13 protein-coding genes, 1 tRNA gene and 1 pseudogene are annotated in these 14,620 nt (G+C 61.8%); 6 read left to right on the forward strand and 9 right to left on the reverse strand.

The annotated features are described in order from the left end of the window. Positions 1-36 precede the first annotated feature (36 nt). Positions 37-687: a TetR/AcrR family transcriptional regulator gene (locus FJ426_RS06080; protein ID WP_140559450.1), complete on the reverse strand. Its 651-nt coding sequence runs from the start codon at positions 685-687 to the stop codon at positions 37-39. Positions 688-756: 69 nt separating this feature from the next. Further along, positions 757-1,041: an acylphosphatase gene (locus tag FJ426_RS06085; protein WP_140517994.1), complete on the reverse strand. Its 285-nt coding sequence runs from the start codon at positions 1,039-1,041 to the stop codon at positions 757-759. 166 nt (positions 1,042-1,207) lie between these two features. Here FJ426_RS06085 and FJ426_RS06090 point away from each other — a divergent pair, with 166 nt between their 5' ends. Further along, entirely contained in the window at positions 1,208-2,212 is a 1,005-nt protein-coding gene (locus tag FJ426_RS06090) for a bifunctional helix-turn-helix transcriptional regulator/GNAT family N-acetyltransferase (RefSeq protein ID WP_140559451.1), read from the forward strand. 36 nt (positions 2,213-2,248) lie between these two features. On the opposite strand, the gene FJ426_RS06095 is transcribed toward FJ426_RS06090, so the two are convergent. The 4 genes from FJ426_RS06095 to FJ426_RS06110 form a co-directional block, all read right to left on the reverse strand. Beyond that, a complete protein-coding gene (locus tag FJ426_RS06095; RefSeq protein ID WP_140559452.1) occupies positions 2,249-3,361 on the reverse strand; it encodes a pyridoxal phosphate-dependent aminotransferase in 1,113 nt (370 codons plus the stop codon). A gap of 214 nt (positions 3,362-3,575) precedes the next feature. Then, complete coding sequence (locus FJ426_RS06100) at positions 3,576-4,724, reverse strand: porin (protein ID WP_140494626.1); 1,149 nt, start codon at positions 4,722-4,724, stop codon at positions 3,576-3,578. 123 nt (positions 4,725-4,847) lie between these two features. Next, on the reverse strand, positions 4,848-5,090 hold the full coding sequence (locus FJ426_RS06105; protein WP_140559453.1) for a GIY-YIG nuclease family protein: 243 nt from the start codon (positions 5,088-5,090) through the stop codon (positions 4,848-4,850). Positions 5,091-5,186: 96 nt separating this feature from the next. Continuing rightward, positions 5,187-5,277: transfer RNA gene (locus FJ426_RS06110), tRNA-Ser, on the reverse strand. Between the two features lie 470 nt (positions 5,278-5,747). On the opposite strand from FJ426_RS06110, the gene FJ426_RS06115 reads away from it, so the two are divergent. Both FJ426_RS06115 and FJ426_RS06120 read left to right on the forward strand, forming a co-directional pair. Beyond that, positions 5,748-6,890, forward strand: a complete 1,143-nt coding sequence (locus FJ426_RS06115) for a porin (protein WP_140494624.1) — start codon at positions 5,748-5,750, stop codon at positions 6,888-6,890. A gap of 241 nt (positions 6,891-7,131) precedes the next feature. After that, positions 7,132-8,199 (forward strand): site-specific integrase, encoded by a 1,068-nt coding sequence (locus FJ426_RS06120; protein ID WP_140559454.1) that lies wholly within the window; start codon positions 7,132-7,134, stop codon positions 8,197-8,199. A gap of 134 nt (positions 8,200-8,333) precedes the next feature. Here FJ426_RS06120 and FJ426_RS06125 read toward each other — a convergent pair whose 3' ends face one another. Then, positions 8,334-9,230 carry an alpha/beta hydrolase gene (locus FJ426_RS06125; protein ID WP_140559455.1) on the reverse strand — a complete coding sequence of 299 codons (897 nt, stop codon included), beginning with the start codon at positions 9,228-9,230 and terminating at the stop codon, positions 8,334-8,336. A gap of 175 nt (positions 9,231-9,405) precedes the next feature. After that, positions 9,406-11,451 (reverse strand): lytic transglycosylase domain-containing protein, encoded by a 2,046-nt coding sequence (locus FJ426_RS06130; RefSeq protein ID WP_140559456.1) that lies wholly within the window; start codon positions 11,449-11,451, stop codon positions 9,406-9,408. 302 nt (positions 11,452-11,753) lie between these two features. On the opposite strand from FJ426_RS06130, the gene dapA reads away from it, so the two are divergent. The 3 genes and pseudogenes from dapA to FJ426_RS06145 all read left to right on the forward strand — a co-directional run bounded on the left by dapA (position 11,754) and on the right by FJ426_RS06145 (position 13,933). Beyond that, a complete protein-coding gene (dapA, locus tag FJ426_RS06135) occupies positions 11,754-12,635 on the forward strand; it encodes a 4-hydroxy-tetrahydrodipicolinate synthase (protein ID WP_140517797.1) in 882 nt (293 codons plus the stop codon). A gap of 25 nt (positions 12,636-12,660) precedes the next feature. Continuing rightward, positions 12,661-13,140, forward strand: coding sequence for an SsrA-binding protein SmpB (gene smpB, locus FJ426_RS06140; RefSeq protein ID WP_140494616.1), 480 nt, complete (start codon positions 12,661-12,663; stop codon positions 13,138-13,140). A gap of 83 nt (positions 13,141-13,223) precedes the next feature. After that, positions 13,224-13,933 (forward strand): annotated as a pseudogene (locus FJ426_RS06145) (GH25 family lysozyme). Between the two features lie 14 nt (positions 13,934-13,947). Here FJ426_RS06145 and FJ426_RS06150 read toward each other — a convergent pair. Next, positions 13,948-14,610 carry a uracil-DNA glycosylase gene (locus FJ426_RS06150; protein WP_246672586.1) on the reverse strand — a complete coding sequence of 221 codons (663 nt, stop codon included), beginning with the start codon at positions 14,608-14,610 and terminating at the stop codon, positions 13,948-13,950. Between the last annotated feature and the right edge of the window lie 10 nt (positions 14,611-14,620).

Genomic DNA, 14,620 nt, shown 5'->3' on the forward strand with positions numbered 1-14,620 from the left:
ATCGACTTGGATTTTCGGAAAGGATCATGCGCGAAACTAAAATCCCACGGCGTCGTTTGCGCGTCCAAACGGACGTGCGGCGCTGTACGTGTCGATCCTCGCGCCGACGAGCCGCATCGTCATCGAAAGATATGTCGCCGTGACTTCTGCGATCGACAGCCGCTCGCCCGGCCGGAACCAGACGATGACACCGGTCATCATCTGGATCAGCGCCATGGCGGTGAGGCCGGTATCTTCGACGACGAACACGCCTGCCTCGGCGCCGTCACGCAGAATGGTGCGCAGTTCCTTCTCATAGGCCGTGCGCATCCGCAGTATCTGCGTCAGTCTTTCGGGCGACAGGCTGCGCAGCTCCATGTTCGAAACATGCGTCGCATGGCGGCGGGCGATGTGGAAGGCGATGTGGTTCTCGACATAGGCCGAAAGCCGGCTTGCCGGATCGGCATCGGCTGGTCGTGCGGCGTTCCAGGCTGCGATCAGCTCCTCCATATGCTCGCGCATCAGCGTGAACAGCAAATCCTCCTTGGTCGGGAAATAGCGATAGAGCGCGGCCGCCTGCACGCCGACTTCGGCCGCCAGCTGGCGCATCGACATCGCCTCATAGCCGAGCTGTGCGATCAGGTTGACCGCCGCCTCGCGGGCTGCCGCCTCGGTCTTCCCGCCATCGGATCCTGTCGTGCGCGCCAAAAGAGCCTCCCTTGTTGCGAATTAATAAAACGAACGTTCAATTAATTCAAGAGGTATGCCGAAGCCGCATCAGGCATCGATCCGGAAGCCGGTAACAGGATTGCTGGATACCGCATCCTCGACGTCAATCCCGGAAACGGACGCTCCCGGCGGTCCTTTCCAAAGCCGGCCGATCATGGTCGAGACGGCTTCGCCTGTGCCGGCAATCTCGGCGGTCACCGAGCCATCCGCTTCATTGCGCACCCAGCCCGTAAGCCCAAGGCTGGCGGCCTGGCTTCGGACCCAGATCCTGTAGCCGACGCCTTGCACCTTGCCGTGGGCCCGCACACGCACTGCCTTGCGATCGTCAGCCATTGCGTCTCTCCCGAGGCTCGTCTGCTGGAATCTGGCGCAGGCGACGGGGAATGCAACAGGCCGGTCGAAACGAGGATGGAGGGGGCCCGAGTCGAACTCGAATTTAATTGACTCAGTCCACTAAATTTCTCACACTGCGACGATCATAATCCAGGGCTGAACGCAGATGCTGGACCAACGCAGTGCTTTGGTGGCCGATATCAGGCACTTCAACCGTTTTTACACCCGCACTGTCGGTCTTCTCGACGAGACCTTGACGCAGAGCCCGTTCACGCTCACGGAGGCGCGTGTTCTGTTCGAGCTTGGCCACCGGGATCGCCCGGCAGCGGCGGAAATCGCCGGTGAGCGCGGCTTCCTTTCGGAAGCATTCGACATCGATATCGGCCCAGCCGCTTCCGACATCGCCAAGCAGCTGCGTCTCGACCCCGCCTATCTGACGCGGATCCTGCGAAAATTCGCCGGAGAAGGCCTGACCGAAACCCGGAACGATCCGGTCGACCGGCGAAGGCGTATTCTGTCGCTGACGGCAAGGGGACGGGCCGCCCTTGCCGGTTTGCAGGCCGCGGCGGACCGCGACACTTCCCGGCTTATCGAGAACCTGCCCGACCACAGCTTGGCCGAACTCGGCGACGCCTTGCGCAAGGCAGCGGAGCTGCTGGGCGATCCGGCGGCTGAAGGCCAGGCGGCGCCCCCCGTCGTGACGTTGCGTCCGCATCGCGTCGGCGACATTGGCTGGGTGGTTCAGCGTCAGGCCCAGCTCTATGCCGAGGAATATGGCTGGAGCATCGAGTTCGAAGCCTTGGTTGCCGAAATCGGAGCCGACTTCATCCGCAATTTCAAGCCAGGGCGCGATTTCTGCTGGATCGCCGAACGCGCCGGCCTCCCGCTTGGCGCGGTGTTTCTGGTTCACCAGGACGACGAGGTCGCGAAACTGCGGCTGCTGCATGTCGAGGCTGCGGCGCGCGGGTTGGGCATCGGCAAGCGCCTGGTTGCGGAATGCGTGAACCAGGCGCACGCCTGCGGCTACATCAAGCTCGTTCTGTGGACGAATGATATTCTGGTCGCCGCCCGCGCGATTTATGAGCGCGCCGGGTTCAGACTGGTCTCACAGGAGCGCCATCACAGTTTCGGCAAGGAACTGACCGGCCAGAACTGGGAACTCGATCTCTAACGGGCCGGCAAGTGTCGCCGCTATGGCAACACTCGTTTAGTTTCCACGGGCGGCGGCCAGTGCGCCGGGCAGTTCCTCGGCAAAAATGTCGAGCTCGTGGTCCAGTCCGACGCTGACGCGGATGCAACGATCGAGCCCCGGCGCCATCGGCTTGCGGATGAAGACGTCGCGCGCCAACAGGCCTTGCAGGATCTTCAGCGCGAAAGCGCCGTCGCGGCCGCAATCGATGGTAACGAAATTGGTCGCCGACGGCAGCGGCGTCAGCCCGTTCTGTTCGGCTATCTGCGCGATGCGCCGGCGCCCTGCCGCCACCCGCGCCACCACTGAATCCAGATAATCCTGGTCGGCGAGCGCCTCGACGCCCGCCACCTGCGCCATGCGGCTGACGCCGTAGTGGTTGCGGATCTTCTCGAAATCGCTGATCACCTGGGCCTCGGCGACCGCATAGCCGCAGCGTATGCCGGCAAGCCCGTAAGCTTTCGAAAAGGTGCGCATGCGGATGACGTTCGGCCGCGAGACGTCGATGGGCGGCAGTGCGGAGGCCGGCCCCAATTCTCCATAGGCTTCATCGAGCACGAGCATGGTGGTTTCCGGCAGCGCTTCGATGAAGCGCGTCAGCTCGGCCGCTTCCCACCAGCTCCCCATGGGGTTGTCCGGATTGGACAGATAGACCAGCGGCGCTTTCTCTCTGGCGGCCGCAGCCAGCAGCCCTTCCAAATCCTCGTGGTCGTTCGCATAGGGCACGGTGACAAGCCGTCCGCCGACACCGGCAATGTGGAAGTTGAAGGTGGGATAGGCGCCGAGCGAGGTGACCACCGCATCGCCAGGCGCCACATACATGCGCGCCACCAGGCCGAGCAGGCCATCGATGCCTTCGCCGACCACGACGTTCTCGACCTTCAGATTATGATGCGCTGCCGCGGCCACTTTCAGGTCGTGATTGTCGGGATCGCAATACATCCACATGTCGCGCGCGATCTCAGCCATCCGGGCGATGACGCGCGGCGACGGCCCGAAGCTGCTCTCATTGGCGCCGATGCGGGCGCGGAATGCACGCCCGCGCTCGCGCTCCTGCGCTTCGGGGCCGACAAACGGCACGGTCGACGGAAGCGCTGCAACGAGCGGCATAAGGGGAGGGCGCAGACGCATGGCAAAAGCTCGCGTGAGGGAAGGGGCTTCTTGCTAGCGCGGTCAGTAGGCGGGTGCAAGTTGCGCGCAATGAGCAATCGTTGCCGCCCGCCTGATCCAAACACCTGATGCATCCCAGAGCAATCATCGTCCGCTGCGGAATCGCGCAGTCGAAATCCCCAATGAAAAAACCCGGCGGTTGCCCGCCGGGTTTCTATATTCGAAGCGATAGCTGTTAGAACGAGCGCTGGAAGCGGAGCATACCGCCGACGCTGTTCTTCTTATCGGCAGGCGTAAACGATGGGTTGATGAAGCCAGCATCGTCAAACCGGCCGGCATGGAGGTAGTCGACTTCGGCCGTGACGGTGAAGCCGGGAACGACGTCATAAGCCACGTTCGCCGCAACGCCGACGTTCTTCCAGTCGTCAGCAGACACCTGAAGGTTGAACGAGGTCTTCTCGTTGAACTTGTAGGTGCCGCCGCCCCAGACAGCCCAGTTGCCGCCCCACGCCTTGTAGAAGCCGCGACCATGGGCTTCGACAAAATTGCCGGCATCGTCGTTGAGGTTGTCATCAGTGCCGTAGCCGCCCATGATGAACAGCGACAGTGCGTCGCTGACATTGACGTCCAAGCGAACCTTGCCGGCAACTTCCTCGTAATTGCTGTCATAAGCGACGACGCCGGTGATGGCGCCCCAGCCCTGCGTATACTTCACGCCGCCGACGACATGCGGAACATAGCTGTCGATCGTGTCGGTACCGGTGCCTTCTTCGAGCGAAACCACGGCCGAGAAGCCGTTGCCGGCATCGAAGTAGTACTGGACGACGTTGGTGTCGAAATCGCCGTAAGGAACCAGCGTATCCTGGATGACGTTGCCGGCGTAGCCGACGAACGTATCGAAGGCCGATTCGTCCTTACCAACCCGGAGACCACCGAGCTGGATCCAGGCGAAGTTCAGCGAGACGTCCCGGTTGTGGGCGGCGTTGATCGGCTCGTCGAAGGCATTGTCGTCGCCGAAGTTGAAGCGGGTCTCGGTGTAGGTCTTCAACGTGCCGAGTTCGGTTTCCTGGCCGGTCCAGGTCTTCAGCGTGAAGCGCGTGTTCTTGTAGTAGGTGTTGTGGTCGTCGCCATCCTGGTGATCGGCAGCCTTCGCACCGTCGAACGAGCCGGTGTCGCCCACGCCGATGTCGTAACGGACATAGCCGCCGACGCGCAGGCAGGTCTCGGTGCCGGGGATGTAGAAGTAGCCAGCGCCGTAGACGTCGCAAATCTTGACGTATTCAGCGGGCTCCGGCTCGGCGACGACGACGGCGTCGGCGGCGCGCGCACCGGAAACTGCGATCAGGGCCGCAGCGGAGCCGAGAAGAAGGCTCTTGATGTTCATTTTCTGACCTCCAGTCAGAATCGAACGAAACAACCGTTTTGGTGGTGCGTGTTTTTGCAGCAAACAATTAGTATTGCTGCGTTTTTCCGGGAATCCCTGGATTTTTCACAAAGGAAGGGGCATTCACCACAGACGTTTGCTGGCGAAGGCGTGCCCGGAACCGGATTTGAGATAACGCTCAAATGAAGTCGCCTTGGCTTGATTCGAGAACGCCACATAGGTGACGATCTGCCATGGCAGGAACTTGGATGTATGACTGGATTTTCCCTCATTGTGCTCGGCAAGCCGTCGCTTCAGGTCGGACGTGATGCCGACATAACGCTCACCGTCGGCAGTCTTACTTTCCAGCAGGTATACATACCACACGACCGGCCCTCCTTCGCCGAGGCTTCGGAGGGCATCCTGCTTCGCGCTGAGGTCTGGTCTGGGCTTGTCCTGCGAAGCTCGAAGAGCGAAGCAGGATGGCGGAGAGGATGGGATTCGAACCCACGAGAAGCTTTTGACCTCTACTCCCTTAGCAGGGGAGCGCCTTCGACCACTCGGCCACCTCTCCGTTGCGCCGCTGGATAAAGAAAAGCGCCGGCACAATCAACAAGCCCCAGCCAATATCTCGGAAAAAGAAGCCATTATACGGAAAAATAAGAACGCACCGGCCTGCGGCTTTCCGCGATGCGGCGGTTCTGCGGCGATTCCCTGGCTGGTGGCTCAAGGCCTCGCCATGATTCCGTCAGCCGATCGCCGGATTCGCCCGTAAACAAGGGGCTGGGGCGGGCCGAAGGTTAATGAGAGCTTTCTGAGTGAGGCCAAATCGTGTCATTTGTGCAACAACGATGGGGGATAGCAGCCGCACAGCCCTTTCGCCGGTACGATCGTGGTTGAACCCCGTCTGCTCATGGGTAATGTCGATTTCGAAGGAGCGGCGCGGTGCGCATCTTTTTCGGTAGTGGGGATGGGGCAGGGAACGCTGTCCTTCAGCAAAGAATACCCAGACCCGTTTTTTAACTTTTGACTGGAGGTCAGAAAATGAACATCAAGAGCCTTCTTCTCGGCTCCGCTGCGGCCCTGATCGCAGTTTCCGGTGCGCGCGCCGCCGACGCCGTCGTCGTCGCCGAGCCGGAGCCCGCTGAATACGTCAAGATTTGCGACGTCTACGGCGCTGGCTACTTCTACATCCCCGGCACCGAGACCTGCCTGCGCATCGGCGGCTACATCCGTTATGACATCGGCGGCGGCGACGTCGGCACGTTCAACGGTTCGAAGACTGCGGACCACCAGGACGGCTCGGTAAATGATGCCTGGCACAAAAATGCCCGCTTCACGCTGAAGACTTGGACCGGTCAGGAAACCGAGCTCGGCACGTTGAAGACCTACACCGAGACCCGCTTCAACTTCGGCAACGACAACGCAATCGAGCCGTTCAACACCGCCCATAACAAGGACGTCTCGCTGAACTTCGCCTGGATCCAGCTCGGTGGTCTCCGGGTTGGTAAGGACGAATCGGCCTTCGATACGTTCGTCGGCTACGCCGGCAACGTCATCCAGGATACGCTGGTTCCTTATGGTGACTTCGACACCAACGTCGTCCAGTACTACTTCGACGCTGGCAACGGCTTTTCGGCCGTGGTCTCGCTCGAAGAAGGCGCGGGCGTTGTCGGCACGATCGACAGCTACGTTCCGCATGTCGTCGGCGGTCTGAAGTGGACGCAGGGCTGGGGCGCCATCAGCGGTGTCGTCGCTTATGACAGCAACTACGAAGAAGTTGCCGGCAAGGTTCGTTTGGACGTGAACGTCAACGACGCACTGTCGCTGTGGGTCATGGGCGGTTACGGCACCGATGACAACCTCAACGACGACGCCGGCAATTTTGTCGACGCCCATGGTCGCGGTTTCTACAAGCAGTGGGGCGGCAACTGGGCTGTCTGGGGCGGCGGTACCTACAAGTTCAACGAGAAGACCTCGTTCAACGCGCAGGTGTCGTATGACGATTGGAAGAACCTGGGCATCGCGGCGAACATCGCCTACGACGTCGTCCCGGGCTTCACGGTCACGGCCGAAGTCGACTACCTCAATGCAGGCAGGTTCGACGACGCCGACTTCTCGAACTGGACCGGCGCCGACAAGAAGAGCAGCATCGGCGGTATCCTCCGCTTCCAGCGCTCGTTCTAAGGGCTGGTTCCATACAGGTGAAATCCAGCCCGGGCGCATCAACGCCCGGGCTGGATTTGTTTCGTGACTGGATCAAGGCAAACAGAAGGAACAGGGGGTAACGGTAGCTGAATAGAGTCCGTGGGATGGTTTCGTGGGATCCGCTGATGGCGGATGAAATCACAACTGCGTGATTCAAATCTCTTGAAAGGACGCTCCCAAGCGGATAGGGCTGAATCTATCCCACTCGGGGGTGTGGCAAATGATGACGACCGAAGCGATTCAAGAGGGCGAGCCCTCCGATCATTTTTCGATGTTTTCTTCTCAGAACTCAAAGTTTAACTACACCTACAATAGGATACGAGAAGTAAAATCGCATAGGGTTGGAGATCTTTTTTCAGCATATCGAGATATATTGTGGGATGATGGGCGACATAAATACAATGTCAGCTCGTTCATCGGCGAGATAGACGAGATTCTGCTCGGGGAGCGTTTCAGCGCCTTTGACCAGAGTACCCTGGACAACCTTATCGGCACCTTGCGCCAGCGCGGCAACAGCAACGCAACCATCAATCGGAAGATGGCTGCCCTCAGCAAACTGCTGCGCAAGGCCTACAAGATGGGAGATATCCACAGCCTGCCCGAGTTCCGCCGCCAGAAGGAGCGGTCGGGACGGATTCGTTTCCTTGAAAGGGACGAGGAGGCCAGGCTGTTTGCTGCCATCAGGAGCCGCAGCGAGGATGCCTACCGGCTTTCCGTCTTCCTGGTCGACACTGGCTGCCGCCTTGGCGAGGCGCTCGGGCTGATCTGGAACGACATCCAGGAGCATCGCGTCTCCTTCTGGATCACCAAGTCCGGCCGAAGCCGCACCATTCCGATGACCGAGCGTGTCAAGGAAGTGATCAAGCTGCCTCCCGGCGAAGGCCGTCGGCCGAAAGGCCCGTTCACTACATTCAGCCAGGCTCAATACCGTGCCATCTGGAACGATGCGAAGGCCGAAGTCGGTCTGGCCGCCGACGACCAGGTGGTGCCGCACATTCTGCGCCATACCTGCGCCTCGCGTCTTGTTCAGGGCGGTATCGACATCAGGCGCGTGCAGATGTGGCTCGGCCACCAGACCCTGTCGATGACGATGCGCTATGCGCATCTGGCCACCAATGACCTCGACGGCTGCGTCACCGTGCTGGAAGTACCCCGGTCTGGCGGCGCCGACAGCGTGAAGGCAGCGCCCGAACCGTCCCCGCGCGCTGCCGCGCGCGGTGCGGCAGACCAGCCGGCAGCCGTGAAGACCACGGCTAAGGCGATGAAGAAGGCCTCAAAGTCCCGATAAGTTCACGCTTTGAAGACGCTGTGGACAACCAATTCCGTGGATCCCCCGATCTGCGGGTTATTTCAGGCATGCTATTCCGGCTTCGGAACCTACCTTGGTCGCCCTGCTGTCGTTTGCCTCGCCGGCAACGGTTTTTAAAGGCGAGTCGGCAGCCGCTCGGCTCTGTCGAGGAAAGCGGCGATGTCGCCCGGCAAGGTTCCGGTTTCGAGAAAAGGGGCGTGACCCTGGCCTTCGACGGTGATCGTCTGCATTGCCGGATGGCGCTCCCGCATCTGCCGCTGTGTGTCCACCGACAGCAAACTCGAATTGGCGCCGCGTATGGCGAGCATGGGAAGGGCCGACAGCGCGTCGAATTGCGGCCACAGCGCCGGCAGCGGCTGCGTCAGGTCGAGATTTGCAACAGTGTCGACCAGCTTCGGGTCGAAATCCGGCAGCAGGCCCTGATCCGTTTCGCGGTAGAGCGCCAGCACCATGCGCTCCCAGTCCGCATCGGCGAGCGCTGAAAAATCCCGGCCATGAACGCGGCGTTGGGCTGCCACTGCTTCGGCGAAGGTCTTCGGCTTCGGTTTGCGTTCGAGATACGACTGGATATAGGCAAGGCCGGCCGGCTCGATCACCGGTCCGATATCGTTCAGCACGATCGCTTTCAATATGGCCGGCCGCAGCGCACCCAGGACGTGAATGACCAGGCCGCCGCGCGAGGTGCCGACGAAGGCGGCTTCCTCGATTCCCAATGCCGCCAGTCCGGCAAGAATGTCGCCGGCTTCGACGCCGACATTGTAGCGGCTGACATCGGGATCATAATCGGACTGCCCGCGGCCGCGACAGTCAAAGGCGACGACCTTGCGTGGGCTTCCCGCTTTGCCGGCCAAATAGAGCGCGAGTTCGTGGAAGTCGCGTGCATTGCGGGTGAGCCCGGGCAGACAGACGACTGGCCAATGTCGCGAATTTGCGTCGCCATAGATCCGGGCATGGAGCTTCAGCCCATTGGGTCCCGCGTAGAAGAAATCGGAGAAACCTTCGCTCGCCATTGGAATGCTGCCCCTTGCTCTCGCCGGATGGTCCGTCTGCTACAGGCGAGGGAAGGGATGGTCAAATGGAGCAGTTACTTCTCCTCTTGCGGGCCGAAGGTGGCGAGGCCCTTCACTCAGCCAAGGCGAGTGGATCCGCGCGAGGCCAACTCCTCTCGCAAGGAAACGAAAGCCGTCAACTTCGCCCGTTCACAAGATCTCCCACAATGTCATACTTGCCGGAAATGCGCATCTTGTACACCTCGTAGTTCTCCATCACGCGCTGCACATAACTCCTTGTTTCCGTGTAAGGAATCCGCTCGATCCAGTCAACGACGGCGTCGATGTCCTTGCCGCGCGGATCGCCGTATTTCGCCACCCATTGGGCAGCGCGGCTGGGGCCGGCATTGTAGCCGGCGAAGGTCAGCACATAGGAGCCGTTGAAGCGGTCGAGCTGCTGGCCGAGGAAGGCCGAGCCCAGCGTCGCATTGTAGCCGGCGTCGGTGGTCAGGCGTGCCTGCGAGAATTGCAGCCCGGCCTTCTTCGCCAGTTGCTTGGCGGTTGCCGGCATCAGCTGCAGCAGCCCGCGCGCGCCGGCGCTCGATATGGCGCCGATGTTGAATTCGCTTTCCTGGCGGGCGATGGCATAGGCCAGCGCCTTGCCCGAACCGGAAATATCGGCGCTATCGGGGATGACCCCCAAAGGATGCGACAGCGCGCCGACGTCGATGCCACGCGCGCCGGCGATCTTGCCGATCTTGAGCGACATGAAGTGGTTGCCCTGCTTTTCCGCCAGCACGGCCAGCAGCGCCAGTTCGCCCGGGCTGGTCAACTGTCCTGCAAGGTCACGATAGAGCGTCTCGGCATAGCGGTCGTAGCCCGCCTCCTGCAACCGCTTGATGGCGGCGACGGCTTCGCGGCCGACGAAACTCTGGCGATCGGCGGCGCTCGGCGTGGGATAGGCGATGTTCAGCGCCGGGCGACCAATGCGCTCGGCGGCGAGCTGGCCGTAGAATGTCGTGCCATAGGCCGCCGCGCGCGCAAAATAGTCCTTTGCGTTACCCGGACCACCAACTTCGGCGGCGCGGCCGAGCCAGTAATAGGCGCGCGACAATGTCATCGGTCCCTGGGCAAGGTCGGCGATGCGCGCGAAATGGGTTGCCGCAAGCCTGGGATCGTTCAGGCCGCGCAGAGCGTACCAGCCGGCATGGAATTCGGCTTCGGCGGCGTTCGCGGTGCTTTCGGCCGCATGCATGGCGACGATCTTGTAGGCAGCCTTCATGTCACCCTTGTCGACCAGCTCGCGCGACAGTACCCGGCGCTCCACCCACCAGGCATCCGGGTCGACCAGCGCTTCGCGATCCGTCGGCGCCTTCATCACGATGGCGGCGGCGTCGGCAATATTGTCTTGCTTGCGCAGATATTCGGCTTGCGCGAAGAAATAGCCGGCCGAACGCTGTGAAGGCGGCACCGCCTTGAGCAGCTTGGGGGTGTTCTTGTCGCCCTTGTCGGCCGCCGCCCAGGCGGTGGCCAGTTGCTCCGCTTGCGCCGGGCCGGCGACGCGCTGCGCCGCGCCGACCCGGTCGGCGTAGAACATGCGCTCCATGCGGAATCGGTGATCGGCGGCCGGGATCAGCCCGCCGAATTCCTTGATCAGCGCTGTCTCGTCCTTGGCCTCCAGGATCGCGGTGCGCCAGAACGGTACCAGCACCGAACGCGACGCCTCTGTCTTGCCTAGCGCCATATAGGCGCGGGCAAGAAGCATCACGCCTTCGAATGTCTGCGGCTGGCTGCCGTCGAACGCCTGCACAACGATGTCGGGGGCGGGGTTCTCGCGATAGAGTGCGCGTTCGCTGTTCTTGCGCAGCGCGGTTGTCCCTGGCCAGTTGGGCAGCATTTTCGCTGCGGCCGCAATGTCGCCGCTCGGCACCTTGTCGCCGCCATAAAGCGCGATTGCCCAGGCAAGGATGTGCTGGTCGAGCGAACGGGCGGGAAGGGCATCGCGTGCGGCGCGGGCACCGGGAATGTCGCCCGCCGCCAGTGCGTCCAGACCGCTCTTCAACTGCACGATGCTGACAGAGGGGGCCGTATCGCGTGGACCCGCATCTTGCGAGCCTTGCATGCCGGGTATCGGAATGGCCGATGTCAACTGCACGTCGACGCTGCCGCCGATCGCCATCTCGGGCATCAGCGCGACGACCGCGCCTAGGAGCGCGAAAAGATGAGGCCGCCTAGTCGGCATCGTTCAGCCTTTACACATCACCAGCAGGCGCGGAAGCTTCGCGACCTGGACCAGACCGTAAACTTAGGTCATGAAGGGCCAGTTAACAAAAGGTTATCGAGGCCGTTCGAATTGCGTTTGCTGGCAGCATGGCAATGCTTGCCGCGCAACCATGTCGAGACTATGGTGCGCCGCCTCGCTTTCGGTTAGAAGGCGCGACATTAAGACCAGAGACGAAAACACCCATGCCTATCGCCCAAAAGTGACTACCGGTTTGGGATAACGATATGCGTGAACAAGAAGTCCCAAGGAGTTGGACGAACATGCTGAGAGGCTCGCTGACCGCGCTCGTGACACCGTTCGAAAAGAGCGGGCGTTTCGACGAGAAAGCCTTTCGAGCCTTTGTCGACTGGCAACTTGCGGAGGGCACGACAGCCCTTGTTCCCGTTGGCACCACCGGCGAGTCGCCGACGCTGTCGCATGACGAGCATCGTCAGGTGGTCAAGGTCTGCATCGAGGCGGCCAGGGGCCGCGCCCCGGTCGTCGCCGGCGCCGGCTCCAACAACACCGCGGAAGCGATCGGCCTGGTCCAATATGCCGAACAGGCAGGCGCCGATGCTGCACTTGTCGTCACTCCCTACTACAACAAGCCGACGCAGCGCGGCCTCTATGAGCACTTCGCCGCCGTCGCCAGGGCAACCAAGCTGCCGATCATCATCTACAACATCCCGCCGCGCTCGGTCATCGACATGATGCCGGAGACGATGGGCCGGCTGGCGCACGACTTCAAGAATATCGTCGGCGTCAAGGACGCGACCGGCAAGGTCGAACGGGTTTCCGAGCAGCGTATGACCTGCGGCAAGGATTTCATCCAGCTTTCCGGCGAAGATGCATCCGCGCTCGGCTTCAACGCGCATGGCGGTGTCGGCTGTATCTCGGTGACGGCCAACGTCGCGCCGCGGCTTTGTGCTGAATTCCAGGAGGCGACGCTGTCCGGCGACAGCGCCAAGGCGCTGGAATTGCAGGATCGCTTGCTGCCGCTGCACAAGGCGATCTTTATCGAACCCGGCGTATCCGGCGCCAAATATGCGCTTTCGAAGCTCGGCAAGGTCGAGAACGTGCTGCGTTCGCCGCTGGTCACGGTCGAACAGTCGACGGCCGAAAAGATCGACGCGGCGATGAAGCACGCCGGCTTGATAAATTAGGGATGAGGCGCCACCTCTCCGCATTATGAATCAAGTCAGAAAAGCCGATCCCAACAACAAGACCGTTGCGGAAAACCGCAAGGCGCGGTTTTCCTATGAGGTGCTCGACACGATCGAGGCCGGCCTGGTGCTGACCGGCACCGAGGTCAAGTCGCTGCGCCAGGGCCAGGCCAACATCCAGGACAGCTATGCCTCGGTCGAGGGCGGCGAGATTTGGCTGATCAACTCCTATCTACCGGAATATCTGCAGGCCAACCGCTTCAACCACGAGCCGCGCCGGCGCCGCAAACTGCTGCTCAACAAGCGCGAGATGGCCAGGCTGTCGCAGAGCGTCGACCGCGAAGGCATGACCCTGGTGCCGCTGAAGATCTATTTCAACGACCAGGGCCGGGCCAAGCTGCTGCTCGCCGTCGGTCGCGGCAAGAAGCTGCATGACAAGCGCGAGACGGAAAAGCAGCGCGACTGGTCGCGTGAGAAGGGCAGGCTCTTGAAAGAGCGCGGGTGACCGCCACCAGGCGGTAGCCAAGCGGATAAGTGTTTGGCTTTCAGGGTTCTAGCCAAGGAGCCAGAATACCGGAGGGGACAGTCTTGAAGAACCGGATCATCCTCTGGGGATCGGTCAGCCTGGTTTTTGCAATGCTCATGGTCGCTGGCGGCTTCTTCTATTTCCATGCGTTTTCTCCGGATCGCGGCAAATATCCTGTCAGGGGCATCGACGTTTCGCATCATCAGGGCCGGATCGACTGGCGACGCGTTGCCGCCGCCGATGTCGCCTTTGCGGTCATCAAGGCGACCGAGGGCGGCGATCATGTCGACGATGCCTTTGCCATCAATCTGCGCGAGGCTCGTGCTGCCGGGCTCGCTGTCGGCGCCTATCACTTTTTCACCTTCTGCCGGCCGGGCGCCGACCAGGCGAAGAATTTCATCGCCGTGGTGCCGCACGACCAGCCTTTGCTGCCGCCGGTTGTCGACATCGAGTTCGGCGGCAATTGCCCGCAGCGTCCTTCGCCCGAACAACTCGACACCGAACTCCAGGCCTTCCTCGGTCCCGTTGAAGCCGCCTTTGGCAAGAAAGCCATCATCTATCTGACCGACGATGCAGCAACGGCCTATGCAGGACAGATCGCCGCCCGTCCGCTCTGGCTTCGCTCACTGCTGCTCGAGCCGGGTCGCGACGATTGGGTCTACTGGCAGTACCACAACAGGGGCCGCGTCGAGGCATCGTCGGTGACGTCGACCTGAACGTCCTGCAAGGCGGTCAGGAGAAACTGTCCGCATTGTTCGCGCCGGCGTTGTAAGCCAATTCCAGACCCTACGAATCCAGGAACGCCGCAATTTCCCTGAAAACGCTGACGAACATCGCTTCGGTCAGCACGCCGGTGTTGGTGTTGTAGCGCGAGCAGTGATAGCTGGAAAACAGCGTGATGCCCCCGGCCTCCTGCCGCCCGCCATGCTTGAAGGGATAGGCGGCGACGCGCTGGCCCAGTGCCCGCACGGTCGACTGGTGCGCGATCGAACCAAGTGTCAGCACGGCCCGCAAATTGGGAAACCGTGCGATCGTCGGCACAAGGAAAGTCCGGCAGGTGGCGATCTCGGCGCCCACAGGCTTGTTCTCGGGAGGCACGCAGCGGACGGCGTTGGTGATTGCCGTTCCAACGAGCTCCAACCCATCGTCAGGCCGCGCCTTGAACTCGCCGCGCGCCAGGCCGTGCGCGATCAACGTGCCGTAGAGCAGGTCGCCGGCATAGTCGCCCGTGAAAGGCCGGCCCGTGCGGTTCGCTCCGCGCAGGCCGGGCGCAAGCCCGACGATCAGCAGCCGGACCGAATCGTCGCCTTCGGGCGGCAGGAAGGTCGGAACCGGCGCGTTGAACCACGATGGCTCGCGTTGCCGCCACTCGGCAATGAAACCATGCAGCCGCGGACAGAGCGGGCAATCGCGATCGGGTTCCGGGGAGGCGGCCAGATGTGCGGCCAACGCAGCCGCC

This window comes from Mesorhizobium sp. B2-6-4 (genome assembly GCF_006441495.1).
Classification (GTDB): domain Bacteria; phylum Pseudomonadota; class Alphaproteobacteria; order Rhizobiales; family Rhizobiaceae; genus Mesorhizobium.